Origin of the sequence: Nitratireductor basaltis, assembly GCF_000733725.1 — a bacterium.
Lineage (GTDB): Bacteria > Pseudomonadota > Alphaproteobacteria > Rhizobiales > Rhizobiaceae > Chelativorans > Chelativorans basaltis.
In genome coordinates, this window is record NZ_JMQM01000001.1 from 498,261 (window position 1) to 521,890 (window position 23,630).

Sequence of the window (23,630 nt, forward strand, 5' to 3'; positions counted from 1 at the left end):
GCCACCTATTGCCCGAGCCGTTCAAGCAGAACCGGCACGTGAACCTGATCGGCCTTGTAGTTGCCGGTGAGCATATACATCATGATGTTGACGCCGGTCCTGAGCGCATAGGTGCGCTGCATCGGGTCGGAAGGCACGGTAGGCAGGAGTGCGGCTCCAGTTTCGTCTATCGCCCATGCGCCAGCGAGGTCGTTGCCGGTGATCATGATGGGGGAAACCCCGTCTCCGGTCCGCACGGGGCGGTCGCTGCGTTCGCTCGCGCCGGCTGCAGCCTCAACCCAAAGCGGGCTTCCGCGGTAGCGGCCGGGAAACTCGTTCAGGATGTAGAAGGACTTCGACAGCACGTGGTCCTCGGGCACCGGCTCAAGCGGCGGGACATTGAGCGAGGAGAGGATGTCGCGCAGGCGCTGGGTCGGAGGGCTTACCGAGCCCTGGCCGCTGAAATCGTTCGAATACTGGTCGCGCGTATCGAACAGCACCGTCCCGCCTTCCTGCATATACGCATCGATGCGGGCGATGGCTTCTTCGGAAGGCATGGGGGCATCGGCCTCGATGGGCCAATAGATCAGGGGGTAGAAGGACAGTTCGTCTTCGGCAATATCAACCGCTGCCGGTTCACCCGGCTCCAGAGCGGTCTTGTCCAACAGAAACCGGTTCAGACCAGCGATGCCCGCGCGACTGACAGCATCCGTGGCTGCGACACCCGTCTTCACATAGGCGATGCGTGTCTTGGAGACGGCCTCTATCGCAGCCGCGTCATCAGGTGCTGCATCCTGGGCAAGGGAATGGTCTGCAGCCACAAGCCCCGCGGCCAGCGTCACGACCGCCAGAAGCGAGATTGCGGCGCCGGTGTTGCGTGGGGCAAGGCGGCGGGATTTGAGCCGTCCCCCCATCCAGAGAACAGCCAGGGTGTCCAGCGCCAGCAGGATGATCGCGGCCAGCAGCAACGGGCCTTTCAGCTCGACGGAGCTGTCCTCGGCATAGTCCATGGCCGTGACAGGAACGGGGCTTTCGGGTCGAGCGAGCGGCACGAGTGCGTCATCGGCTTCTAGCAGATTGTGGGCCAAGACGCCTTCCTCGCCGCCATAGAGCCCGGGCGGGTGCTGCAGATTGACCGTTGGACTTCCGGAGGCTGGCAGTGGTTCTGCTTGGGGGCCGGGCGGGACGAGTGAGCCGCCGGCAGAAATCATGCGGTAAGGTGCAAGCCTCTGGCCGCTGTCTTCCCCCTCACGGGTAGCGGCTCCCTGATTGCGGGAAAATTGCACGATACGGCGCAACATCTCCACGAAGCTTCCCGAGATCGGCAGGTTCGACCAGGTTGCTTCAGGCGTGACATGGAAGAGCACGACGCGTCCATCGCCACGTTCGGCACCCGTGACGAGCGGGGTGCCGTCGGCGAGATTGGCCCATGTGCGCTCGACGATATCGGGGGAGGGCTGGGCCAGAACCTGCCTGCGCACCACGACATCGCGCGGCGGGGTGAGGTCGGAGAAGGGGCCGGATGCGGGATATTCGGAAACCGGCTGGGGTTCGGACCAGGAGAGTGCACCGCCAAGCGAGCGCTCGCCGACGCGAAGCGCAACCGGCAGCAGCGTCTCGTCATTTTCCGCTGCAGCCAGCCGCGGACCGGCAAAGCGCACCAGCGTTCCACCGGCATTCACCCATTCCACCAGTGCGTCACGCGCACTGTCGGGCAGGGTGCCGACATCGGCCATGATGATGGCTGCAGGCTTCTGCTCGATAAGCTCGGGGATGGCCTTGGTCAGCTCCGGCGCGGATGGCTCGAGCAGATCGGCATAGGGTGCCAGCGCGCGACGGATGTAATAGAGCGGTGAAAGGAGCGGTTGTGCGCGATCGCCTTCGTTCTGCGAGAGAAGCCCGATCCTGCGGCGCCTTGCGTTTTCATCGAGCACGCGCAGCGCGCCGGCGTGGTTTTCGCCCTCGATCGCGAGTGTTGCAAAATCGTTGCGCAATTCGAAGGGCAGGCGCATCTCACCGGATGCCGTTTCTTCGCCGGGACCGAAGGTGATCGCGGTCTCCGCGATGCGCCGGCCTTTCTCGTCGCTTGCATAGGCGGTGACCTGCCTCGGCGCGCTGTCATCGGAAGAGCGCACCAGTTCCACCCGGAAGCTGTCTGGCTGGTTGTTGGCTGCATGCATCGCCACCGCATTCATGCGTTGCGGTTCGATCCAAAGGAGATCAGCGACAGGTGCAGCAAGCAGTTCATCAAACGCGCTCTCGTCATCCCCCGTGGCCAGACCGTCGGCGAGCATGGCCAGCGATGCACCGGGAGCGTCATTCAAGGCTTCTGCCAGACGGGCAAAGCCGGACAGGCGGTCAACGGGTACAGGACGTGCTTCGGCGGCATTCAGACGCTCGCGCGCAGTTGCCGCATTGAACGGTCCGATATCCTGGGAGGGCAGTTCGGCGGTCAGCAGCAGATAGACAGGCAAATCATTGTCTGCCGCATCGGAAATCAGCCGTTCGGCCGTGGAGACGCGGCGCTCCCAATCGGCAGCGGAGGCCCAGCCATTGTCGAGCACGATGGCCAGCGCGTTTCCCGACACGGCGATCTTTTCGCGCGGATTGAAGACTGGGCCGGCCAGCGCAAGGATCAGCAATGCCGCCAGCGCCAGGCGCAGCAATGTGAGCCACCACGGGCTCTTGTGCGGCGTCTCTTCCCGCTTCAATACAGTTGCCAGGATGCGCAGTGGCGGAAAAGTCTCGCTCTGCGGTCGCGGCGGGGTGAGGCGCAACAGCCACCATATGGCCGGCAGCGCGATCAGGCCCCACAGGACCATCGGCGTCGAAAATGTGAGGCCAAGGATGTTCATGCGCCGAAGCCCGCATCGACCGACAGCGCGGTGTGAACCGAGACCAATGCCTCGGAGGCAAGGCGGTCCGTATGATTGACCGTGTAGCTCCAGCCGATCTTCTTGCACCAGCGCGAGAGCGTGTCGCGGCGCGCGGTGTAGAGGTTGCGGTAGTCTTCGGCCAGCGTCTCCGCACGTCCTGCAGTCAGTTTCGCGCCGGTCTCGGGATCACGGAACTCGGTGCGGCCGGAATAGGGGAATGTCTCTTCCGCCGGGTCAGCTACCTCGATCAGATGAGCGCGCGCGCCCGTACGTGCCAGCACATCGAGCCGGCGCATGGTTTCTTCGGGCGTGTCGAGAAAATCGCTGACAAGCACGACGTCGGAGAAGCGTTTGACGGTTCCCAGATCGGGAAATTCGTCTTCCTCAGATGCATGAACGAGATGATGCGCGAGGCGCTCGGCCCCGTTGCGAGCCGAGAAAGGGTCCGTCAGGCCGGGCCAGGCGATGCGCTCGCCGCTGCGTGAGAGCAATTCGGCAAGTGATAATGCCAGAACCAGCGCGCGGCTCTCTTTCGAAACGGTCGCCGCTTTCGACTGAAACCGCATGGAGGGCGACCGGTCGGCCCAAAGCCACACCGTATGCGCTGCCTCCCATTCGCGGTCGCGCACATAAAGATGCTCGTCGCGGGCGGAGCGCCGCCAGTCGATGCGGGAGACGGCTTCACCTTCGGTATAGGGGCGGAACTGCCAGAAATTCTCGCCAATGCCGCGGCGGCGGCGGCCGTGCCAGCCTGCGATGACATTGTTTGCGACCCGCCTGGCATCGACCAGAAGATCCGGCACCAGCGAGGCGCGTTGGCGTGCACGCGCAAGCGCATCCCTTGTTTCTACCGGTTCTGCAATCTGGCCGATGGGCGCCATCAAATGCCTTTCAAGGTTCAGATCGCCTGGGCAAGCCGGGCGATCACGTCACGCACGCTCATGCCTTCGGCGCGAGCGGCGAATGTCAGTGCCATGCGGTGCTGCAGGACCGGCTCGGCCAGTGCGCGCACATCGTCAACGGAAGGGGCTAGGCGTCCGTCATAGAGCGCGCGTGCGCGGGCACACAGCGTCAGCGCCTGGCTCGCGCGCGGGCCGGGTCCCCATGCAACATGACGGTCCGTTTCCGGGTGGCCCAGACCGGGGCGCGCGGAACGTACAAGGGCGAGAATGGCCTCGACCACGCTTTCCGGCACCGGCATGCGGCGCACGAGGGCCTGTATCTCCATCAGGCGTTCGGGCGTGAGCACGTTCTCAGCCTTCGCATCTTCGGTGCCGGTCGTCTCCAGAAGAATGCGGCGTTCGGCTTCGAGCTCGGGATAGAGAATGTCCACCTGCATCAGAAAGCGGTCCAACTGTGCTTCGGGCAGGGGATAGGTGCCCTCCTGCTCCAGCGGGTTCTGGGTGGCAAGCACGTGGAAAGGCTTTGGCAGGTCATGGCGGTGGCCCGCGACCGTTACGTGATATTCCTGCATGGACTGCAACAGCGCCGACTGGGTGCGCGGGCTTGCGCGGTTAATCTCGTCGGCCATAAGAAGCTGGCTGAAGATGGGGCCGGGCAGGAAGCGGAAACCACGCTTGCCATTGTCATCCTGCTCCATCACTTCCGAGCCCAGAATGTCGGACGGCATCAGGTCGGGGGTGAACTGGATGCGGCGGGAATCCAGGCCCAGCACCACGCCCAGCGTCTCGACCAGCTTCGTCTTGGCAAGGCCCGGCACGCCGACCAGCAGCGCATGACCGCCTGCGAGCAGGGCCACCAGCGTGCGCTCGACCACCGCTTCCTGGCCGAAAATGATGCGGCCCACACCGTCGCGGGCGCGGGCGATGTCTTCCAGCGCCTTTTCGGCCTCGGCGACCATCCGCTTCGGGTCCTGTTCGGCTGCTGCATCCTCGCGGGCGATTATGCTCATATGGCTGTCCCTTCCCTTCGACCGATGGCGCGTTGCATGCAATAGTCACAAACGCCGGATTCGCAGCGTGCCACACTGCCGGAGCTTAAATCACTCCATAAGGCTGACAATCCTAAGAACAGTGACTATTTCGTGACCATGCACAGGCAAAGCGACGACAACAAGAGCAGCAGTGACAGCCTTCGCGCCGCGGGTGACGCGGGTGCGTTGGAAGCCATGATCTCGCGGGCAGCGCGTGCTGGCAAGGGTGCTGCACCGGTTGAGAAGTGGAACCCGGAGTTTTGCGGCGATCTGGACATGCGCATCGCGGCTGACGGCAACTGGTTTTATATGGGCACACCCATCGGGCGGCCCGCGCTTGTTCAGCTTTTCTCCTCAGTTCTGCGCAAGGATGAGGATGGCAGGACATATCTCGTCACCCCGGTGGAAAAAGTCGGCATCATCGTCGAAGACGCGCATTTCATTGCCGTGGAGATGACGGTTACCGGCCAGGGCGACACGCAGATACTCACCTTCCGCACCAATGTTGGCGACGTGGTCGAGGCGGGAGAAGACCATCCACTGCGTTTCGAGGATGAGCCGGCCACCGGCGGGGTGAAGCCCTATCTTCTGGTACGTGGACGGCTTGAGGCGCTTCTGTCGCGCGCGCTTCTCTATCAGCTTGTTGATCTGGGCGAGACGATCGAGATGGACGGCGTGGCCATGTTTGCCGTGCGTTCGAAGGGTTCGGTCTTTCCAATCATGCCGGTCGAGAAACTGGAGGCGCTGGCCGCAGCGGATGGCGAATGAGCATGCTCGACGATCGCTATTCCGCCATGGAGTTCCGCCGCCGCGCGAGCGCCCAGGATCCCGACTGGCATCCTGACGATTATGGCGATCATCGCCTCAATCCGGACCTCAAGCCGATGATCCTGCGCGACCGCCTGCATGATGCCGCTGTTCTCGTGCCTGTGGTCGATCACGGAGCCGAGGCAAGCGTCATCCTCACCCAGCGCACGCAGAAGTTGCGCGCCCATTCCGGTCAGATCGCCTTCCCCGGTGGGCGCATCGATCCGGAAGATGCCTCGCCCGAACATGCCGCCCTTCGTGAGGCTGAGGAGGAAATCGGCCTTGAACCTTCCCGCGTGGAGATTGTAGGGCGCATGCCAGATTACGTGACCGGCAGCGGTTATCGCATTCGCCCGGTACTGGGCGTGGTGGAGCCAGGCTTGAAACTGGTTCTCAATCCGGATGAGGTCGATGCGGCATTCGAGGTGCCGCTTTCCTTCCTGATGGAACCTCGGAACCACCGCCGCGAAAGCCGCATCTGGCAGAGCCGGGAGCGGTTCTATTACACCATGCCCTATGGCGAACGCTTCATCTGGGGCGTTACCGCCGGCATTCTTCGCACGCTTTACGAAAGGCTTTATGCCCGATGACGAATACGACAATCGCTGACGCCGCCTGGCTTTCCGACAAGCGGCTGCAGGTTCTTCTTGGCGCGCTCAATGAAGGCGAAGAGGAAGCACGCATCGCAGGCGGTGCCGTGCGAAATACACTTCTGGGGCAGGACGTCACCGATATCGACATCGCCACAACGACAACGCCCGACGAAACGATAAGGCGTGCGGAGGCTGCCGGCTTCAAGGCCATACCCACCGGCTACGAGCACGGCACGATCACGGTCGTTGCGGATGGAAAGCCGTTCGAAGTCACCACCTTGAGGGCGGATGTCGAGACCAATGGTCGCCACGCGGTCGTCGCCTTTGGCCGCGATTGGCAGCAGGATGCGAACCGGCGCGACTTTACCATCAACGCGCTTTATGCGGATGCCGAGGGCAAGGTTTACGATCTCGTCGGCGGGCTGAAGGATCTGGAAGACCGCAATCTGCGCTTTATCGGTGAGGCGGAGGAGCGGATACGCGAGGATTACTTGCGCATCCTGCGCTTTTTCCGTTTCTTTGCCTGGTATGGGGCAGGGCGCCCGGATGCTCAAGGGTTGAAAGCCTGCGCGCGGCTGAAGGATGGCCTGGGCAGTCTCTCGGTGGAACGGGTCTGGTCGGAGTTGAAGAAGCTCCTGTCCGCGCCCGATCCTCACCGGGCAATTCTCTGGATGCGTCAGACCGGTGTTCTTACGGCCATAGTTCCCGAGACGGAGAAATGGGGCATCGACAGCATGGTGCCGCTGGTGGAGACGGAAAAGGCGCTCGGTTGGGAGCCGCAGCCGCTCTTGCGCTTCGCCGCCATCCTCCCACCCTATCCGCCAAGGATCGAGGAACTGGCCAAACGCCTGCGCCTGTCACGCGCGGAAACGGCTACGCTGAGCGCGTGGGCCGAAGCGCCGCAGCCAAGTCACGAAACGAGCGACAAGGATTTGCGCCAGCAGCTTTACAACCATCCGCAGGAGGCCATGCTGATGCGCCTGCGTCTTGCCCTCGTGGCCACGCGCCAACGCGCCATGCAGGATGCGGAGGTCCTGAAGGAGAGCGCAGGATTGCAGCGTCAGATCGAGATGGCAGAAACCTATCAGCGTCCTGTCTTTCCCCTGAAGGGCGAAGATCTTCTGTCCCTCGGCATGGAGCCTGGACGGCAGGTCGGGGAGGTTCTGCGGCAGCTTGAAGAGCGGTGGGTGGACAGCGATTTCTCGCTCGACCGCAGCGCTCTCCTGGAAAGCGCCAAAGCAAAGGCCGGCGGTACCTGAAGCACCGCCAGCCCGGATTTTCCGCAATTTGGTTTCAGCTCAGGCCGCGTTTTTCTTCGACGCGATGCGCGAGCGGATTGCTTCGATCATGCTTTCGCGGATGACCGTTTCACCATGCGCCTGGCGTAAATGCTCGGTCGCGCGGCGAATGACTTCGGCTTCCTCTTCATGGCGCGTATGCCAGTCGCAGCCGGGTACAAGCGAACCGCAATGGAATTCCTTCATCCCATGTCCTCCATGTTTCGCGCCCGTCTTGATGCTCAAGCATTTGCCGCTCGCATCTGCTGCTTGAGTGCAGCAAATCACGGGCTTCGGATGGCGAATATAGCATAAATCACAGCATTTTTGATCCTGCGCCGTTCACATTTTCCCGTCGGTTGTCATTCGGCGGCCATGCGTATGGGCAGAAAACCACCCGATTGCCGCTTCCACAAATGCGCATAAAGGCCGTCGGCCTCCACCAGCGCGCTGTGGCTGCCTTCCTCCACGATCTGCCCTTTCTCAAGCACGATGATCCGGTCGAGTGCTGCGATGGTCGACAACCGATGAGCAATGGCAATGACCGTCTTGCCCTCCATCAGGCTTTCCAGTTTCTCCTGGATGACGGCCTCGATCTCGGAATCAAGCGCCGATGTTGCCTCATCAAGGATGAGGATGGGCGCGTTTTTGAGCATCATGCGGGCAATGGCGAGCCTTTGACGCTGGCCGCCCGACAGCTTCACGCCGCGTTCGCCCACATGGGCATCATAGCCCGACCGGCCGCGCTGGTCGGTGACGCCCATGATGAACTCATGCGCGGATGCCTTCTTGGCCGCGGCGATGATCTCGTCCTCGCTCGCACCTGCGCGGCCATAGGCTATGTTGTCACGGATGGAGCGGTGCATGAGCATCGGCTCCTGGCTGACCACGCCGAACTGTGCGCGCAGCGAGGCCTGCGTCACGTCGCGTATGTCCTCACCGTCAAGCAGGATGCGGCCATCCTCGACGTCGAACAGACGCAGCAGCAGGTTGATGATCGTGGTCTTGCCTGCACCCGACGGCCCCACCAGCGCCACCCGTTCGCCGGGCTTGATGTCGAGGGTGAGATTTTCGATGACGCCGGGCTGCTCCGGATCGCCCTTCTTGCCGTAGGAAAAGCTCACATCATCAAAGCGGATATGGCCTTCCACCCGCTGCATGACAGTCGCGTCCGGCTTGTCCCGGATGGCAGGCTCGCGCGAGACAACCGTTGTCGCATCCTGAACGGTCGCGAAATTGCGGATGAGGCCGTTGATGTTGAACATCACATAGCCCGACATCTGGTTGAGGCGGAAGACGAGGCCCATCGCGGCGGCGATCTCGCCGGTGGTGGCATTGCCATTCATCCAGCTTGTGACCGCCAGCGCGCCGACGCCGGCCATCATGAAGCCGTTTAGAATGGCGACGGCAGAGCGCACCCGTGTGATGGCGCGGGTGAGGCGGCGTACCGCGCCGAGGAAACTTGCCATTCCCTCGCGCACATATTCATGCTCGCGCCGTCCGCTGTCGAAAAGCTTCACCGCCATTATGTTGGTGAAGGCGTCGACCATACGGCCATTGAGCAGCGAGCGCTGATCGGCAGTCCTGCGACCCGCCTCGCGCAGCGGCGGGAGAAGATAGCGCGCCGTCAGCAGGTAAAGCGCGAACCACACCGCCAGCACCACGCCCATCAGCGGGTCGAGCACCGTCAGGATCGTGCCGGCCAGAACGAGGAATGTCAGGAAGCTCCACATGGTCTGCAGCGTGGAGACGATGAAGTCACCCGTCGCCTCGCCGCCCTGCATGACCTTGGTCTGGATGCGCCCGGCGAAGTCGTTCTGATAGAACTCGTAGGGCTGGTCGATCACGCGGCGGAAGGCCTGCCAGCGTACGCGCTGATAGAAGGATGGAGCGATGACCTGCTCTTCCATCACCGTGTTGAAGATCATGATGGCCGCGCGCACCACCAGCACCAGCAGGAGCAGGCCCGCCAGCATAAGGCCGTGTTCGGCCAGAAGCCGCGACGGTTCGGTGCGGTCCAGCACATCGATCAGCCAGCCGAGGCCCCAATAGAGCGCCGCATCGACAACACCCATCAGGCCACCGGCGATCAGCAATATGATGAAGGGCCACTTGGCCTGTGTGGCAAAGAACCAGATGAACTCCCGGGCGCTGCCCGGCAGCACTTCCCGGTCGGTATCGCCGAAGGGCTCGATCACGCCTTCGGCGCGTTGCCAAATGCCCTCCAGCGGTCCCTGCTTGCCCTCCTCCCGCGCCCGCTTCGTCATTCTGCGGCCTCCGCTTTCTCCATATCGATGAAGCCGCCGGACTGGCGCTGCCAGAGCGAGGCATAGATGCCGCCTTTGTCGATCAGCTCGTCATGGCTTCCTTCCTCAACGATGCGGCCCTTGTCCATGACCACGAGCCGGTCCATGGCTGCGATGGTGGAGAGGCGGTGGGCGATGGCAATCACGGTCTTTCCTTCCATCAGGCGGTAGAGATTTTCCTGGATGGCCGCTTCGGCTTCCGAGTCCAGGGCCGAGGTTGCCTCATCCAGAAGCAGGATTGGGGCGTCTTTGAGGATGACGCGGGCAATGGCGATGCGCTGGCGCTGGCCGCCGGAAAGCTTCACGCCGCGCTCGCCGACATGCGCATCGAGCCCCTTGCGTCCCTTGATGTCGGACAGTCCCCTGATGAAATCCAGCGCCTCAGCACGCCGCGCGGCTTCCAGCACCTGTTCATCCGTGGCATCGGGGCGGCCATAGCGGATATTGTCGCGCACGGAGCGGTGCAGGAGCGATGTGTCCTGCGTGACCATGCCGATCTTCGCGCGCAGACTGTCCTGCTTGACGGCGGAAATGTCGGTGCCATCGATCAGCAGGCGCCCGCCCTCAAGGTCGTAGAAGCGCAGGAGCAGGTTGACGAGTGTCGACTTGCCCGCGCCCGAGCGTCCGACAATGCCAACCTTTTCGCCGGGCCTGATATTGAGCGTCAGATCCTCGATCACGCCGCCCGTCTTGCCATAGTGGAAGCGGATATTCTCAAACGAGATCGCGCCTTCGGGCACTTCAAGCTCCGTGGCATCCGGCGCGTCATCCACCACGCGCGGCAGCGAGATGGAGCCGATGCCGTCCTGCACCGTGCCGATATTCTCGAACAGCGCGGTCAGCTCCCACATGATCCATTGCGACATGTTCCAAAGCCGCAGAACGAGGCCCAGCACCACCGCCACAGCGCCCACGCTGACGGCTCCCTTTATCCACAGCGTGATCGAGAGCGCGCCGACCGACAGCAGGCAGGCGGCATTCAGCGTGTAGAGCGCACCATAAAGGCCGGTGACAAAGCGGAACTGGCGATAGACCGTCTGCAGAAAGCCGTTCATGCCCTCGCGGGCGAAACTCGCCTCGCGCTTGGCATGGGAGAAGAGCTTCACCGTCTGGATATTGGTATAGGCATCGACGACGCGGCCCGTCATCAGCGAGCGCGCATCGGCCTGTTCTTCCGCCACTTGCCCAAGGCGCGGGATGAAATAGCGCATCAGGAGGATATAGCCGATGAGCCACAGCACCAGCGGCGCGGCCAGCCGCCAGTCGGCGGAAGCGGCCAGCACGATCATGCCGAGGAAATAGACCGCCACATAGTTCATCACGTCGATGAGCTTGATGACGCATTCGCGCACGGCCAGGGCCGTCTGCATCAGCTTTGTCGCGATGCGGCCGGCAAATTCCTCCTGATAGAAGCTCATGGACTGCTTCAGGAGGTAGCGATGCACCTGCCAGCGAATGCGCATGGGATAGTTGCCCATGAGCACCTGATGCGTGACCAGCCCCTGCAATATCACCGCACCGGGCAGCACGATGCCCACGACCAGCGCCATGCCGAGCAGCTTCGGCCATTCATTGGCAAGGAAAGTCTCGCGATCCTGCTCCGCCAGCCAGTCGACGATATTGCCGAGGAAGGAGAAGAGCCAAAGTTCGGCAATCGCGATGATCGCGATCAGGATCGCCGACATCGCGATGAAGGGCCATGCGCCCTTGGTGAAATGCATGCAGAACGCGATGAAGGTGCGCGGCGGCTCTTCCGGTTCTTCCGCCGGGAAGGGGTTCAGCCGCTCTTCAAACCATCGAAACATGTTTCGTCCTCAAAATGGACAGGGGAGGCGGATGCCTCGCCCTGCCTGTATAGTCTTATCGGTGGCCCTTGCCGGGGATATAGGCCGCTTTCAGGCCTTGTCTGCCTCGGCTCGCCTTTCCCGCGGCAGTTTCTGCAACGGGTTTCATGCCCTTTTGCGCAGATTGCGGGTAGGGCATGGCTGGCGCCTTGGCCAGCCGTCCAGCCAGCGCTCCTGACAGGCCTGTGTCAGAAGTGTTTGCCTGCGGCGCGAAAGCCGTGATGGCCGCGGGCGCGGTCAGAGGTGTTCTGGTCTTGGATGACATGATCGAATCCTGATTGTCCGGAATTGTTGTTCCGGCGGATCCGCTCGTGCGTCTTTTCGAATGTCAGTGAAAATGCGTGGAACGAAATCCGCCGTCAGGCAGCGCCCGGGAACCAGGGGCGCGCGCAGAACGGGATGGTCACAATTGCCTTGTCCATTTCTGCCTCCAGCGGTTTCAGTTCAACACGGATGGTCTTATAGACCCACAATTGCCCAAGCTCCAGCCAAAGTCTGGCCAAGGCGCAAAACAACCTGACGCTGTGGCCCAATGGCTACAGGTTGCGAAAGTAACAGTTCATGAGCCTGCATATCGCCCTCTACCAGCCGGACATCCCCGGCAACACAGGCGCCATCCTGCGCCTTGCCGCCTGTCTCGGCATCACCGTCGACCTGATCGAGCCCGCCGGCTTCGACCTCTCCGACCGCTCGCTCAAACGCGCAGGCATGGACTACATCGCCAAAGCCGTCCTCACCCGCCATCCCTCATGGGAAGCCTTTTGCGAATGGCGCGAGGCCGAAAACCGCCGCCTCATCCTCTTCACCACCAAGGGTGCTGCCTCCTATTGCAACGTCGCCTACAAACAAAACGACGTGCTCCTGTTCGGCCGCGAATCCGCAGGCGTGCCCGAACATGTGCACGAACAGGCCGATCAGCGCGTGACGATCCCCATGCAAGGCGAGGCGCGCAGCCTCAACCTGGCCATGTCGGCTGCAATGGGAGCAGGCGAAGCACTGCGGCAGTTGGGGGCGATGGGGTAGGGGGGCGGTGGCAGAGGTTCAGGTTTAGATAGGAGGTGTGTGGATCGCGTTCTGCAGTGTTCGAACGGACAGAGTAGTGTTCAATGGCACTAAACGACCCCAGCCCAGTCGCTCGGTATGCTTTGCATGCAACCAAAACCGGCCAGCGACGCCGAGAAATTGAGTTCCTTGCGGCGAGATTGTAAGGCATGGGGCGTTATGGTTGCATGCTCTACGCAGGATCAACTTGCGTTTCTCTATCGTATGCGTTTTATTTCGCCCGGGTGCGGACGGAGCGAGTGAAAGCTCGCTGGCTCGGAAGGGTCACTGTTACTAAATAGGGCTTCGGCCTTGGCTTTTGCTGCATTCGGCAACGAGTGCTTAGTTATCCATGAGAAATTGCGTCCGTACCTTTATGGAGCTTTGATGTCCGAGTTGGATTCTCAGAAAAACCAGGTCCAGGACAAGATATGGATTACTTCACGTGTTCGGATGACAGCTGAAAGGCGCCTTCTCCAGTATAATAACTGGTCTCTATTTCTTCTTGCATATTACTCTCTGTTCACCGTCGTACTCTCGGTTTTTTCTGAATACTTCAAGTCCTTTTATCCATATTTTGATGGGATAACAATCGTCGCTACGGTGGCCGTCTTGGTCGCTTCTCTTGTCGTTGGTGGGTTCAGGTTTGAAAGGACCGCTTCGCTATATCGCGATTGCTATCTTTCATTGCAACGACTTTACGAAGACGAGGGTGACGGGAGGGCGAAACAGAAAGACTACGCTGACATCTTGGTTGTGTGCCCCAATCATTCAAACGGCGACTACCATGATTTCCTTTTCAACCACATCGTCCTCGAAGGCAAAGAGGTCACGAGCAACGGCAAGCAGCTACATTGCACGAAATACATGAAGCTTTCTTACGTCTGGAGGCGGGTTGTCTTTTGCGCTCTGATTGGAACGCTCGTTATGATCCCCCTCGCGTTCGCGGCAGGACCCTTCGTGGCCAAGTGTTCATGACCGCTCGCCAGCATTTCGATCGCCAATTTACCTTTGATAATCTCAGGGAAATCTTCGAGGAGCGGATCGCTCATACCGCAACAACCGGCAAAGATGGAGTATCGCCCGACGCCTTTCAGAGGATGATTGATTCGGAGCTTTCCCTTACGCTCGCCAAAGTTCGAAATGGAACGTATCGTTTCACAACTTATCGCCAGAAGCTTGTACTCAAGGGTGTCGGAAAAGCCCCGCGAGAGATCTCCATTGCGACTGTGCGTGATAGGATTGTTTTGCGAGCAATCAACGATGTCTTGATCGAGTCTTTCTCGGATAAGCGTCAGGCTGCACCACACCACTACATCTATGAGATTTCAGACCTGATCCGACCGCTAGGTGATGACTATTCTTTCGTGCAAATTGATGTTCAAGACTTTTACCCCAGCATCATCCATCAACTGCTTATGCAGCGGGTTCGATCACGTGTCCGAACCCGTGATTTGCTTACTTTGATCGAGACAGCAATCCAAACTCCAACCGGTGCTCCGTCGCCACAAGGGGCAGTGAGGGGCGTTCCACAAGGATTGAGTATCTCTAACATCTTGTCGGCGATTTACATGATCCGCTTCGATGAGATGATGCAATCGCGTTATTCGTATTTTCGGTACGTTGATGACATTATCGTGGTCTGTAAGACGGATAGCGCGGAGAAGACATTTGCGTTCATCGCGAAGCAGCTAAACAAGATCGGTTTGCAGTGTCATCCGCCAACTGAGGGCAGCAAAAGCAAGATCGTACCGCTGAATACAGGTGTCAATTATCTCGGATATTACGTCAAACCGGATATCATTTCCGTCCGAACTTCGTCATACCGCCGCATGATGGATACCATAATGGGTGTTCTGACAGCAGCCAAGCATACGACAAACAACAAGAAGATCCTACGACGCCTAAACATCAAAATAACAGGCTGTATTTTCGATCAAAAAAGGCGAGGATGGATGTTTTTCTTTTCGATGACGACGGACATCAAACAACTTCGACGTCTCGACAAGTTCGTTGAGCGAGCATGGCAACGCGCGGGCATGCAACAGTTTGGCCGACCTAAAACATTTGTGAAGACTTATTACGAAATTCGATATCATTTGGACGAGACAAAGTACATTCCCCGCTTCGATGAGTACACCAAGGCGCAGAAGGCTTCGCTTATTGCTGACATGATGGGTCGTGAGGCGGCAGAGGTAATGACTTGGCCGCAAGATCGGATGGATCGCGCATTTGCGAAGATTGTACGCAAAGAAGTTGCGCAACTGGAAAATGACATTACACCGTTCAGCTAGGTGGTCGCTTCGCCACGGGTGAGGATAGAGCCACAGCCAATGTTCTGATCTTCTTGGATCGCCCCGAGCGGAAGGTCCGGGATCAGATCACTCGATACACGACGGTTACCCAAATAACCGCTTTTTCACATCCGGATCCAGAACCGCACCGTCTTCAAACCACCCCAATTCGCCGCAACTGCGTCCGAACCAAGTCTCAATCTCTGCATAGCCGACCGGCGCCCGTCACCAAGCGCCGGCCTTTTTCCGTTCCGCCTTACTCAGGCACTTCAGCTCCAATCGCCTTCAGCCCCTCGATCGCGCATTCGGCGTCGATATCGCCTGATGGTGCGCCGCCGACGCCTATGCCGCCGACCAGTTGGCCGTTGATGCGGATGGGCAGGCCTCCGGCGAGGATGACGAGGCGGGGGTCCATGTCGCGCAGGCCGGCAAGCGGCGGGTTGCTGGCAATGCCTCCTGCCAGCGCGCCGGAGGGGCGACCCATCGACGCGGAGGTGAAGGCCTTGCCGGTGGCCGAACCATTGGTGTGCGGGCCTGCACCATCGCCATGGATCAGCACTGAAGTTTCGCCGCTGCGTGCCACGATGGCGGTGGTCACGGCGAAGCCCTTCGCCTTGCAGCTTTCAACGGCGGCATTGGCGGCCTCGACGGCCTTGGCGACGGGCAGATAGGCGGCGGTGGGCAGTTCATCGGCCTGGGTAACAGTGCCTAGCGATACCAATGCGGCAGCGGCTGCGAGGATGATCTTCGTCATGAAATGAACCTTTGAAACATGGGTTGTAAAACCCGCACAGGCTGCCAGGAAAATGCGGCGTATTTCTGGTTCAAGTCTATGATTTTACATAATTATTATGGGTTAGCCGCGTTCGCGCGCGCTTCACATCCCTGAAGATGGGGAAAGCTGCCTCAATCCGCCGTCGGCAGCCTGCGCATGGTGAACTCGATGACGTCGCCGGGGCGTTCGCACCAGCTTTCTATTTCGGTCCAGTAGGCTTGGCGGGGCCAGCGTTCCAGCCATTCGCGCGCCTTGGCGCGGGCCTGGGCGCGCGGGAGTTCGAAGGTCTCGCGCAGGAAGCCGTCCTTGGGCATTCGAACCGGCTCGGCGCGCCTCTTGTCGAGGCTGCGCTTCAACCCGTCCAGCGGTGGTTTGGCGGGTATGCGCACGAAAGAACTCCTTGACCCGTCTGCTTTTCAGTTTAGGTCTCGGCGGGAAAATTTGCGAGTCATTTGTGAGACTTCCCGGACTGTCCTTGACCATATTGTCATGACGCACGACCCTTGTCCGGGAACAGGATGGACCATCATGGAACGACCAGAACTGCCTGCCGGCCTGCCCGACGATATCGAAGAGAAGAAGGAAAAGGCGCGGGCCTGGTTCGAGACCCTGCGCGACCGCATCTGCCACGGGCTGGAGCAGCTTGAGGACGAGCTTGAAGGCCCGATGTCGGACCACATGCCCGGCCGCTTCGAGCGCACGCCATGGCTGCGCCAGGAAGGCGAGGGCGGCGGCGGCGTCATGTCCATGATGCATGGCCGTGTCTTCGAGAAGGTTGGCGTGCACACCTCGACGGTCTTCGGCGAGTTCTCGCCCGAGTTTCGCAAGCAGATACCGGGTGCGGAGGAAGATCCGCGCTTCTGGGCCTCGGGCATCTCGCTGATTGCCCACCCGCAAAACCCGCATGTGCCGGCGGTACACATGAATACGCGCATGGTCGTCACCACCCGCAACTGGTTTGGCGGCGGGGCCGATCTCACCCCGATGCTGAGCGACCGGCGCAGCCAGGAGGACCCTGACGCGCAGGCCTTTCACAAGGCGCTGCAATTTGTCTGCGAGAAGCATTCCGCTGTGGCCGACCATGAGCGGCTGAAAGAGTGGTGCGACGAATATTTCTATCTGCCCCACCGGCAGGAGCCACGCGGCATTGGCGGCATCTTCTATGACTGGCTGAAATCGCCGGAGGAGGCGGGCGGCTGGGAGGCCGATTTCGCCTTCACGCAGGATGTGGGCCGCGCCTTCCTCATCATCTACCAGCGTCTGGTGCGCCAGAACTTCAACCGGAACTGGACGGATGCGGAGCGCGAGCAGCAGCTTGTCCAGCGCGGGCGCTATGTGGAATACAATCTGCTCTATGACCGCGGCACGATCTTCGGTCTCAAGACCGGCGGCAATGTGAACTCCATCCTGTCCAGCATGCCGCCCGTGGTGAAGTGGCCGTGAGGCGATCCGTTCCGGCCTGATCGTCTGCAATCACGAGAGGATCGCCAGATGTCCAGCAGTACCGGCAACCGTCTTCAAACCGGCGTTCAGGTTCTCGACCACGAACTCGTCGAGGAAATGGCGGTTTCGCTCGGTGCGGCCGGAAGAAGCGCCGAGGAGGCCGTTTCGGCGCTCGATGGTCTGCCCGAGAGCGGCGAGCTTCGGGAGAAGCTCCTCAAGCAGGCGGCCGAGGCCGTCTATGCCTATTTCATCCAGCGCGAACTCTGCGGCCTTAAGCGTCATGACGAGGTGATCAGGGACATGGGCATCCCGCGCATGGTTCTGGCGCGCCTGGGCGCGCGCTAGCCGCGGAAGCGCGAATCTCCATGGGCAGCCAGATGGCCATTTTAGGGCGGGAAGGGAGAGTGTCCGGGCCTGTCCGGCGGCGCCATAAGTGCCTCTGGCTGTGTATTCAAGGCTTTCACCCGCGACAATCTGCCCACAAGGGGCTTGTGTGTCTGGACAAGTGAAAGATGCGAGCATAGAAACCAACGCGAATTGCCGGGGGAACAGGCAGCCTGTTGCGACCAATCCGACGGGCGCTTTGGCATAGATGCACCTTCCTTCCGGCACTTACCGAGGTGAAAGGACCACTGTGCCGTGAGCGCTAGCGATTCGACCGAACATACCCGTCGCGATTTTCTCTATGTGGCAACCGGCATGGCCGGTGTGGTGGGCGCCGCAGGCGTCGCCTGGCCGTTTATCGATCAGATGCGTCCAGACGCATCGACGCGTGCCCTTGCTTCCATTCAGGTGGATGTCTCCGGCGTCGAGCCGGGCATGAGCCTGACGGTGAAGTGGCGCGGCAAGCCCGTCTTCATTCGCAACCGTACCGAAGCCGAGATCGAGGCCGCCCGCGAAGTGGCCATCGAGGATCTCAAGGACCCGATTGCGCGCAACGAGAATCTTTCAGGCGAAGTGCCGGCCACCGATGAGGCCCGTTCGGCCGGTGAAGGCCGTGAGAACTGGCTGGTGATGGTTGGCGTCTGCACCCATCTGGGCTGCGTGCCGCTTGGCCAGGCCGGTGATTTCGGCGGGTGGTTCTGCCCCTGCCACGGTTCGCACTACGACACTGCGGGACGCATCCGCAAAGGCCCGGCGCCGACGAACCTTCCGGTTCCAACGCTCACCTTCGTCAATGATACGACGATCGAGATCGGCTAAGGGCAGGGAGAGAAGAATATGAGCAGCGGACACTCTACCTACACGCCGAAGACCGGCTTTGGTCGCTGGATGGATGCGCGCATGCCTTTGCCGCGCCTCGTCTATGATTCCTTCGTGGCCTATCCGGTGCCACGCAATCTGAACTACGCCTACACCTTCGGCGGCATCCTGAGCCTCATGCTGATGGCCCAGATCCTGACCGGCGTGGTGCTGGCCATGCATTATGCAGCCAACACGGAAATCGCGTTCCTCTCGGTCGAGAAGATCATGCGCGACGTCAATTCCGGCTGGCTTCTTCGCTATCTGCACGCCAATGGCGCGTCGATGTTCTTCATCGCCGTCTATATCCACATCTTCCGCGGTCTCTATTACGGCTCCTACAAGGCGCCGCGCGAGCTTCTGTGGATCCTGGGCTGCATCATCTATCTCCTGATGATGGCGACCGCCTTCATGGGCTATGTGCTGCCCTGGGGCCAGATGTCCTTCTGGGGAGCAACGGTCATCACCGGCTTCTTCACCGCAATTCCCGTGGTCGGCAGCTGGATCCAGGAACTGCTTCTGGGCGGCTTTGCCGTTGGCGATCCGACGCTCAACCGCTTCTTCTCGCTTCACTATCTTCTGCCCTTCATGATCGCCGGCGTCGTGGTTCTCCACGTCTGGGCGCTGCATGTGACGGGGCAGACGAACCCGACGGGCATCGAGGTGAAGTCGAAGACGGACACGGTTGCCTTCACGCCCTATGCGACGGTGAAGGACGCCTTCGCGATGGTGCTGTTCCTCATCCTGTTCGCCTATTTCGTCTTCTACATCCCGAACTATCTGGGACATGCGGACAACTATATCGAGGCGGACCCGCTCAACACGCCGGCTCACATCGTTCCGGAATGGTACTTCCTGCCCTTCTACGCGATCCTGCGTGCCATCACCTTCAATATCGGCCCGATCGACTCCAAGCTTGGCGGCGTCCTGGCCATGTTCGGCGCAATCGCGGTGCTCTTCGTGGTGCCGTGGCTTGATACCTCGAAGGTACGCTCGGCAGTCTACCGCCCGTGGTACAAGCTCTTCTTCTGGCTCTTCGTCGTGAACGCCATCTTCCTTGGCTGGCTCGGTTCGCGGCCTGCGGAAGGTGTCTATGTGGCGCTGGCACAGGTATCGACGCTGTACTACTTCGCATTCTTCATCGTCATCATGCCGGTTCTCGGCCTGATCGAGACCCCGCGGCGCCTGCCGAACTCGATCACCGAGGCTGTTCTTGAAAAGAAGAAGGGCGGCAAGTCGACCATCGCGCCGGCCGCAGCCGAATGATGATCGAGCGCATGCGCAAAGGAATGTTGAACATGAAACTTCTCCTCAATGGGTTCGCAGCGCTCGGCCTTGGCCTCCTGACGGCTGCTTCCGCCAGTGCTGCCGAATATCCGATCAAGAAGCCGGTCGAGCAGGACTGGTCCTTCGAAGGTCCTTTCGGCACCTATGACCGCGGTCAGCTGCAGCGCGGCTTCAAGGTCTATCGCGAGGTTTGCGCCTCCTGTCACTCGCTCAACCTGGTGGCCTTCCGCACGCTGGAAGATCTGGGTTATTCGGAAGAGCAGGTGCGTGCACTGGCCAGCGAATACGAAGTACAGGACGGTCCGGATGATGCGGGTGACATGTTCACCCGTCCCGCAACCCCGTCGGACTACTTCCCCGCACCCTTCGAAAATCCACAGCAGGCGGCAGCTTCCAATAATGGTGCCTATCCGCCGGATCTGTCGCTGATGGCAAAGGCGCGTACGGCCGAGCGTGGTTTCCCGACCTTCGTCTTCGACATCTTTACCCAATATGCCGAAGGTGGTGTGGACTATGTCTACAATCTGCTTACCGGCTATGAGGAAGATTCCCACGGTCACGAAGTGCCGCCCGGCACCTATTACAACCCGTACTTCCTGAAGGCGGCATCGCTCGCCATGGCTCCGCCGCTCTCCGATGGCGTCGTCGCCTATGAAGACGGTGCGCCCGAGACGGTTGACCAGTATGCGCGTGATGTCTCCGCGTTCCTGATGTGGACCGCAGAGCCGCATATGGAAGCGCGCAAGTCGACCGGCTTCGTGGTCATGGTCTTCCTGGTGCTCTTCGGCGGTCTGATGTATCTGACCAAGCGCAAGATCTGGGCAGAAGCACACTGAAGCTTCGCCTCATGTGATTGAAAGGGCGCTACGGCGCCCTTTTTCATGTCTGCGGTGCTGACTTGAACTGGCGGCAATTACGCCGCAAAAGGATATGCCAAGGGGCTTGTCGATGAAACAAACGCTTGAACAGACGCTGCGTGCGGCGATCCGCACCATTCCGGACTATCCCAAGCCCGGCATCCAGTTTCGCGACATCACCACATTGCTGGGTGACGCACGAGCATTCCGCCGCTCTGTGGACGAGCTCGTGCATCCCTATGCGGGCATGAAGGTCGACAAGATTGCCGGTATAGAAGCACGCGGCTTCATTCTCGGTGGTGCAATGGCGCACCAGCTGTCATCCGGCTTCATTCCGATCCGCAAGAAGGGCAAGCTCCCGCATGAGACGGTGCGCGTCGCCTACAGCCTCGAATATGGCATCGACGAGATGGAGATGCATCGCGACGCGGTAAAGGAAGGCGAGAAGGTCATTCTGGTCGACGACCTCATCGCTACAGGTGGCACCGCCGAAGGCGCGGTAAAGCTTCTGCGCCAGATGGGTGCGCAGATCGTAGCGGCCTGCTTCGTCATCGACCTGCCGGATCTCGGTGGCCGTGCGAAACTGGAAGCGCTTGGCGTCGAGGTGAACACGCTCATCGCCTATGAGGGCGACTGAGCTTTCTCCTCGTGGCGGGCATGATGGAAAAGCACCGCGCTTTCAAAACTCATGACCCGCTCGCCCTCTTGATTGTCCGCAGTAGCAAGACCGTTCAACACGTACCAGCCGGGGCGCGAGGTGAGAGGGCGGAAGCCTATCGATTGCCGCGCAAAGGTGAGTGTGTCACCTGCATAGGCAGGCTTCAGCCATCTCAGGTCACGAAAGCCCGGTGAAGGGCCAAATATGGGGGCAGGTCCTTCCCCTTGCCATTCCGCCTCACCAAAACCGGCGGCAACATTGTATTTCATCCAAAGTGCGCATGTATGCCAGCCGGAGGCGCATAGCCCGCCGAGAACGCTTTTGCGCGCAGCCTCTTCGTCCGTATGGAAAAGCTGCGGGTCATATTTGCGGGCAAAGTGCAGTATTTCGCCTGTTTCCAGCCGGTGTGCGCCAATAACGACCGTGCGGCCTATCTGGAGAAACTCTTCAAGCGTCATCGCGGTCTCGGCGTTTGCGGAACATGATCGGGTTCTGCAGCTGTAGTACGACTTCGCCGTGCTGGTTTCGAAGCTCGTGCCGCAACGTGACCATCCCGAGTTCCGGTCGGGATTTCAGTTCGCGTTTGGCGATAACCGTGGAGCGACCGGACAGAATGTCACCGGCCATGACCGGTTTTTTCCACTTCAGTGTCTCGATACCGGGAGACCCCTGCGAGCTTGAGGACAACAGGAATGCGTCGCACATCATGCGCATGAAGATCGCGTTTGTGTGCCAACCCGATGCTGCAAGACCGCCGAGCAGGGAGGCGCGTCCGCTTTCCTCGTTCAAATGCATGGGTTGCGGATCGAATTCGCTCGCAAATTCGACGATCTCCTCGGCACTGACCTCACGCGATCCGAGGTCGATTTCCGCACCCTGCTCGAAGTCCTCAAAGGTCCGGTATGCTGGGATTTTGGTGGTGTCGTTCATGAATTCACTGACGGGAAAAGGCCATGGATGCGCCGGAGAGTATGAGTGCGCCTCCAACGAAGCGGTTGAGGTTCACGAAGACCCGGGCCGACTTCAGTGCCTTGCCCAATAGTGTGCCGCCCAGGGCGTAGGCCAGAACGGCCAGAACTTCCAGGAGAAGGAACACAATGCCCATCTTGATAAGCTGCGGCTGAGCGGCCATGGCGGGATCGATGAACTGCGGAAAGAATGCGGTGAAGATGGCAATCGCCTTTGGGTTGCCGATGGCAATGAAGAAGTCACGCCGCATCAGTGCGCGCAGAGCCACATCGCCGCTCTGGCTCGTCGCCAGCGCCCTCGCATGCCTCAGGAAACGTATGCCGACATAGATCAGGTAGGCAGCACCTGCGAGCTTCACGAGGGTGAAGGCGAAGGCAGAGGTGGCCAGCACCGCTCCAAGTCCGACGATGGTGACGGCGATGAGGATGACGAATGCCGGCATCCGTCCCATGCCGCCTGCCAGGGCCGGCAGCAGACCGAGACGCGCAGCATTCGAAAATACAAGCATGTTGTTCGGCCCCGGTGCGCAATTGAGCGCAAAACAGGCCGGTATGAACAGTGCCCATGTGATCACGTCAGATCCTCCCTCGGGGAACAACCTATCTCATGAAGCACAGATGTGAAGCACCAGACGGGAGTTGAGGAAAGGCCAGCATGGACTCTGCCGCCCACGCAGGTGGTTCAGGCGTGGGTGAAGAGCAGTCCGAACCCGGCAAGCACGGTGAGCGCGCCCAGAGCCTGTGTCGCCCAGGGGGCTGCGATGTGCCTCGAGAAACCTGCGACAGCTATGCCTGCCGCATGCAGGCATGCGGTGCCGAGGATCAGCCCCGCCAAATATTGCATGATCGTGCCATCGATCGGGTAGGCGACGCCGTGCACGTAACCGTGCAGCAATGCGAATACCGCGATCAGAGCGGCTCCGGCAGCAATGTGCAGCTTGGCCGCAAAGGTGATCATGAGGCCAAGGACCAGGATCGATGTCAGTATGCCCGGCTCGACAAAGGGTATGGAGAATCCTGCAGATGCCGCCGCGCTGCCGCCGACCATGATGATGATGAAGCAGACCGGCCAAGCCCAGACAGCGCGTCCGCCCGATTGTGCAGCCCACACGCCAACTGCAATCATTGCGAGCAGATGATGGACGCCGGAGATCGGGTGCAGAAGGCCGTCGATCAGTGAAATACTGAAGGGTGGATGTGCCATTGCCTCAGCTGGCAGAACCATCGTGCCGACAATAACCGAAAGCAGTCGCTTCATGCGGTAGTATCCCCTCAAGCGCGGCGAATTCGCCTTCGCATCCACCACCACAACAACTCCCATGAGCCGTTGCCTGTCCGCCGCGCTGACGCTGCGGTGCAAACTCATGTGAGAGTTGTGGAGCAAATCCTGTGGTTGTCCTTTTCAACCATAGGACGCGCTTTGTCGAGGGCTGATTGTATCTGTCTACAG

25 protein-coding genes are annotated in these 23,630 nt (G+C 60.4%); 12 read left to right on the forward strand and 13 right to left on the reverse strand.

What is annotated here, in order from left to right:
- Nucleotides 1–5 precede the first annotated feature (5 nt).
- From EL18_RS02365 to EL18_RS02375, 3 genes are read right to left on the reverse strand one after another with little or no spacing between them, the layout of a single operon-like run.
- Nucleotides 6–2,834 carry a DUF4159 domain-containing protein gene (locus EL18_RS02365; protein WP_036479383.1) on the reverse strand — a complete coding sequence of 943 codons (2,829 nt, stop codon included), beginning with the start codon at nucleotides 2,832–2,834 and terminating at the stop codon, nucleotides 6–8.
- A complete protein-coding gene (locus EL18_RS02370; protein WP_036479385.1) occupies nucleotides 2,831–3,736 on the reverse strand; it encodes a DUF58 domain-containing protein in 906 nt (301 codons plus the stop codon). Before EL18_RS02370 ends, EL18_RS02365 begins: the two co-directional genes overlap by 4 nt.
- A 17-nt stretch (nucleotides 3,737–3,753) precedes the next feature.
- Nucleotides 3,754–4,767 carry an AAA family ATPase gene (locus EL18_RS02375; protein WP_036479388.1) on the reverse strand — a complete coding sequence of 338 codons (1,014 nt, stop codon included), beginning with the start codon at nucleotides 4,765–4,767 and terminating at the stop codon, nucleotides 3,754–3,756.
- Between the two features lie 138 nt (nucleotides 4,768–4,905).
- Here EL18_RS02375 and EL18_RS02380 point away from each other — a divergent pair, with 138 nt between their 5' ends.
- From EL18_RS02380 to EL18_RS02390, 3 genes are read left to right on the forward strand one after another with little or no spacing between them, the layout of a single operon-like run.
- A complete protein-coding gene (locus tag EL18_RS02380; RefSeq protein WP_036479390.1) occupies nucleotides 4,906–5,556 on the forward strand; it encodes a DUF1285 domain-containing protein in 651 nt (216 codons plus the stop codon).
- A complete protein-coding gene (locus tag EL18_RS02385; protein ID WP_036479393.1) occupies nucleotides 5,553–6,185 on the forward strand; it encodes a CoA pyrophosphatase in 633 nt (210 codons plus the stop codon). Before EL18_RS02380 ends, EL18_RS02385 begins: the two co-directional genes overlap by 4 nt.
- Nucleotides 6,182–7,447 (forward strand): CCA tRNA nucleotidyltransferase, encoded by a 1,266-nt coding sequence (locus EL18_RS02390; protein WP_036479395.1) that lies wholly within the window; start codon nucleotides 6,182–6,184, stop codon nucleotides 7,445–7,447. The genes EL18_RS02385 and EL18_RS02390 overlap by 4 nt, the downstream gene beginning before the upstream one ends.
- Before the next feature lie 39 nt (nucleotides 7,448–7,486).
- Here EL18_RS02390 and EL18_RS02395 read toward each other — a convergent pair whose 3' ends face one another.
- The 4 genes from EL18_RS02395 to EL18_RS02410 all read right to left on the reverse strand — a co-directional run bounded on the left by EL18_RS02395 (nucleotide 7,487) and on the right by EL18_RS02410 (nucleotide 11,880).
- Complete coding sequence (locus tag EL18_RS02395) at nucleotides 7,487–7,672, reverse strand: DUF1059 domain-containing protein (protein WP_036479398.1); 186 nt, start codon at nucleotides 7,670–7,672, stop codon at nucleotides 7,487–7,489.
- A gap of 155 nt (nucleotides 7,673–7,827) precedes the next feature.
- On the reverse strand, nucleotides 7,828–9,732 hold the full coding sequence (locus EL18_RS02400) for an ABC transporter ATP-binding protein (RefSeq protein WP_036479400.1): 1,905 nt from the start codon (nucleotides 9,730–9,732) through the stop codon (nucleotides 7,828–7,830).
- Entirely contained in the window at nucleotides 9,729–11,576 is a 1,848-nt protein-coding gene (locus EL18_RS02405; protein ID WP_036479404.1) for an ABC transporter ATP-binding protein, read from the reverse strand. Before EL18_RS02405 ends, EL18_RS02400 begins: the two co-directional genes overlap by 4 nt.
- A gap of 55 nt (nucleotides 11,577–11,631) precedes the next feature.
- Nucleotides 11,632–11,880: a hypothetical protein gene (locus tag EL18_RS02410; protein ID WP_036479407.1), complete on the reverse strand. Its 249-nt coding sequence runs from the start codon at nucleotides 11,878–11,880 to the stop codon at nucleotides 11,632–11,634.
- Between the two features lie 296 nt (nucleotides 11,881–12,176).
- Between EL18_RS02410 and EL18_RS02415 the strand changes: the two genes are divergently transcribed.
- The 3 genes from EL18_RS02415 (at nucleotide 12,177) to EL18_RS02425 (ending at nucleotide 14,950) form a co-directional block, all read left to right on the forward strand.
- On the forward strand, nucleotides 12,177–12,638 hold the full coding sequence (locus EL18_RS02415) for a tRNA (cytidine(34)-2'-O)-methyltransferase (RefSeq protein WP_036479410.1): 462 nt from the start codon (nucleotides 12,177–12,179) through the stop codon (nucleotides 12,636–12,638).
- 405 nt (nucleotides 12,639–13,043) lie between these two features.
- Nucleotides 13,044–13,634 carry an SLATT domain-containing protein gene (locus EL18_RS02420; protein ID WP_036479412.1) on the forward strand — a complete coding sequence of 197 codons (591 nt, stop codon included), beginning with the start codon at nucleotides 13,044–13,046 and terminating at the stop codon, nucleotides 13,632–13,634.
- Nucleotides 13,631–14,950 (forward strand): reverse transcriptase domain-containing protein, encoded by a 1,320-nt coding sequence (locus EL18_RS02425; RefSeq protein ID WP_036479415.1) that lies wholly within the window; start codon nucleotides 13,631–13,633, stop codon nucleotides 14,948–14,950. The genes EL18_RS02420 and EL18_RS02425 overlap by 4 nt, the downstream gene beginning before the upstream one ends.
- 256 nt (nucleotides 14,951–15,206) lie before the next feature.
- Here EL18_RS02425 and EL18_RS02430 read toward each other — a convergent pair whose 3' ends face one another.
- Both EL18_RS02430 and EL18_RS02435 read right to left on the reverse strand, forming a co-directional pair.
- On the reverse strand, nucleotides 15,207–15,704 hold the full coding sequence (locus EL18_RS02430) for a GlcG/HbpS family heme-binding protein (RefSeq protein ID WP_036479418.1): 498 nt from the start codon (nucleotides 15,702–15,704) through the stop codon (nucleotides 15,207–15,209).
- Nucleotides 15,705–15,856: 152 nt separating this feature from the next.
- Nucleotides 15,857–16,114: a hypothetical protein gene (locus EL18_RS02435; protein ID WP_036479420.1), complete on the reverse strand. Its 258-nt coding sequence runs from the start codon at nucleotides 16,112–16,114 to the stop codon at nucleotides 15,857–15,859.
- Nucleotides 16,115–16,253: 139 nt separating this feature from the next.
- Between EL18_RS02435 and hemF the strand changes: the two genes are divergently transcribed.
- From hemF to EL18_RS02465, 6 genes are all read left to right on the forward strand, one after another.
- Nucleotides 16,254–17,168, forward strand: coding sequence for an oxygen-dependent coproporphyrinogen oxidase (hemF, locus tag EL18_RS02440; protein WP_036479423.1), 915 nt, complete (start codon nucleotides 16,254–16,256; stop codon nucleotides 17,166–17,168).
- A 48-nt stretch (nucleotides 17,169–17,216) separates the two neighbouring features.
- Entirely contained in the window at nucleotides 17,217–17,513 is a 297-nt protein-coding gene (locus EL18_RS02445; RefSeq protein ID WP_036479426.1) for a DUF6665 family protein, read from the forward strand.
- 294 nt (nucleotides 17,514–17,807) lie between these two features.
- Nucleotides 17,808–18,371: a ubiquinol-cytochrome c reductase iron-sulfur subunit gene (petA, locus tag EL18_RS02450; RefSeq protein ID WP_036479429.1), complete on the forward strand. Its 564-nt coding sequence runs from the start codon at nucleotides 17,808–17,810 to the stop codon at nucleotides 18,369–18,371.
- An 18-nt stretch (nucleotides 18,372–18,389) separates the two neighbouring features.
- Nucleotides 18,390–19,676 carry a cytochrome b gene (locus EL18_RS02455; protein WP_036479432.1) on the forward strand — a complete coding sequence of 429 codons (1,287 nt, stop codon included), beginning with the start codon at nucleotides 18,390–18,392 and terminating at the stop codon, nucleotides 19,674–19,676.
- A 32-nt stretch (nucleotides 19,677–19,708) separates the two neighbouring features.
- Entirely contained in the window at nucleotides 19,709–20,533 is an 825-nt protein-coding gene (locus tag EL18_RS02460) for a cytochrome c1 (protein WP_036483794.1), read from the forward strand.
- 112 nt (nucleotides 20,534–20,645) lie between these two features.
- On the forward strand, nucleotides 20,646–21,191 hold the full coding sequence (locus EL18_RS02465) for an adenine phosphoribosyltransferase (RefSeq protein WP_036479435.1): 546 nt from the start codon (nucleotides 20,646–20,648) through the stop codon (nucleotides 21,189–21,191).
- Here the strand turns inward: EL18_RS02465 and EL18_RS02470 are convergent.
- The 4 genes from EL18_RS02470 to EL18_RS02485 form a co-directional block, all read right to left on the reverse strand.
- Nucleotides 21,176–21,670, reverse strand: coding sequence for a MaoC family dehydratase (locus tag EL18_RS02470; RefSeq protein ID WP_051913696.1), 495 nt, complete (start codon nucleotides 21,668–21,670; stop codon nucleotides 21,176–21,178). The two genes, EL18_RS02465 and EL18_RS02470, sit on opposite strands and share 16 nt — an antisense overlap.
- Nucleotides 21,660–22,142, reverse strand: coding sequence for a MaoC family dehydratase (locus EL18_RS02475; protein WP_036479438.1), 483 nt, complete (start codon nucleotides 22,140–22,142; stop codon nucleotides 21,660–21,662). The genes EL18_RS02470 and EL18_RS02475 overlap by 11 nt, the downstream gene beginning before the upstream one ends.
- A gap of 4 nt (nucleotides 22,143–22,146) precedes the next feature.
- On the reverse strand, nucleotides 22,147–22,755 hold the full coding sequence (locus EL18_RS02480) for a LysE family translocator (protein ID WP_036479440.1): 609 nt from the start codon (nucleotides 22,753–22,755) through the stop codon (nucleotides 22,147–22,149).
- Nucleotides 22,756–22,862: 107 nt separating this feature from the next.
- Nucleotides 22,863–23,438, reverse strand: coding sequence for a HupE/UreJ family protein (locus EL18_RS02485; RefSeq protein WP_161781961.1), 576 nt, complete (start codon nucleotides 23,436–23,438; stop codon nucleotides 22,863–22,865).
- Nucleotides 23,439–23,630: the final 192 nt, after the last annotated feature.

Excerpts from the sequence above, each read along its gene's own strand:
- EL18_RS02365 (WP_036479383.1), bottom strand. The coding sequence starts at position 2,834 with ATGAACATCCTTGGCCTCACATTTTCGACGCCGATGGTCCTGTGGGGC.
- EL18_RS02370 (WP_036479385.1), bottom strand. The coding sequence starts at position 3,736 with ATGGCGCCCATCGGCCAGATTGCAGAACCGGTAGAAACAAGGGATGCG.
- EL18_RS02375 (WP_036479388.1), bottom strand. The coding sequence starts at position 4,767 with ATGAGCATAATCGCCCGCGAGGATGCAGCAGCCGAACAGGACCCGAAG.
- EL18_RS02380 (WP_036479390.1), top strand. The coding sequence starts at position 4,906 with ATGCACAGGCAAAGCGACGACAACAAGAGCAGCAGTGACAGCCTTCGC.
- EL18_RS02385 (WP_036479393.1), top strand. The coding sequence starts at position 5,553 with ATGAGCATGCTCGACGATCGCTATTCCGCCATGGAGTTCCGCCGCCGC.
- EL18_RS02390 (WP_036479395.1), top strand. The coding sequence starts at position 6,182 with ATGACGAATACGACAATCGCTGACGCCGCCTGGCTTTCCGACAAGCGG.
- EL18_RS02395 (WP_036479398.1), bottom strand. The coding sequence starts at position 7,672 with ATGAAGGAATTCCATTGCGGTTCGCTTGTACCCGGCTGCGACTGGCAT.
- EL18_RS02400 (WP_036479400.1), bottom strand. The coding sequence starts at position 9,732 with ATGACGAAGCGGGCGCGGGAGGAGGGCAAGCAGGGACCGCTGGAGGGC.
- EL18_RS02405 (WP_036479404.1), bottom strand. The coding sequence starts at position 11,576 with ATGTTTCGATGGTTTGAAGAGCGGCTGAACCCCTTCCCGGCGGAAGAA.
- EL18_RS02410 (WP_036479407.1), bottom strand. The coding sequence starts at position 11,880 with ATGTCATCCAAGACCAGAACACCTCTGACCGCGCCCGCGGCCATCACG.
- EL18_RS02415 (WP_036479410.1), top strand. The coding sequence starts at position 12,177 with ATGAGCCTGCATATCGCCCTCTACCAGCCGGACATCCCCGGCAACACA.
- EL18_RS02420 (WP_036479412.1), top strand. The coding sequence starts at position 13,044 with ATGTCCGAGTTGGATTCTCAGAAAAACCAGGTCCAGGACAAGATATGG.
- EL18_RS02425 (WP_036479415.1), top strand. The coding sequence starts at position 13,631 with ATGACCGCTCGCCAGCATTTCGATCGCCAATTTACCTTTGATAATCTC.
- EL18_RS02430 (WP_036479418.1), bottom strand. The coding sequence starts at position 15,704 with ATGACGAAGATCATCCTCGCAGCCGCTGCCGCATTGGTATCGCTAGGC.
- hemF (WP_036479423.1), top strand. The coding sequence starts at position 16,254 with ATGGAACGACCAGAACTGCCTGCCGGCCTGCCCGACGATATCGAAGAG.
- EL18_RS02445 (WP_036479426.1), top strand. The coding sequence starts at position 17,217 with ATGTCCAGCAGTACCGGCAACCGTCTTCAAACCGGCGTTCAGGTTCTC.
- EL18_RS02455 (WP_036479432.1), top strand. The coding sequence starts at position 18,390 with ATGAGCAGCGGACACTCTACCTACACGCCGAAGACCGGCTTTGGTCGC.
- EL18_RS02460 (WP_036483794.1), top strand. The coding sequence starts at position 19,709 with ATGAAACTTCTCCTCAATGGGTTCGCAGCGCTCGGCCTTGGCCTCCTG.
- EL18_RS02465 (WP_036479435.1), top strand. The coding sequence starts at position 20,646 with ATGAAACAAACGCTTGAACAGACGCTGCGTGCGGCGATCCGCACCATT.
- EL18_RS02470 (WP_051913696.1), bottom strand. The coding sequence starts at position 21,670 with ATGACGCTTGAAGAGTTTCTCCAGATAGGCCGCACGGTCGTTATTGGC.
- EL18_RS02475 (WP_036479438.1), bottom strand. The coding sequence starts at position 22,142 with ATGAACGACACCACCAAAATCCCAGCATACCGGACCTTTGAGGACTTC.
- EL18_RS02485 (WP_161781961.1), bottom strand. The coding sequence starts at position 23,438 with ATGAAGCGACTGCTTTCGGTTATTGTCGGCACGATGGTTCTGCCAGCT.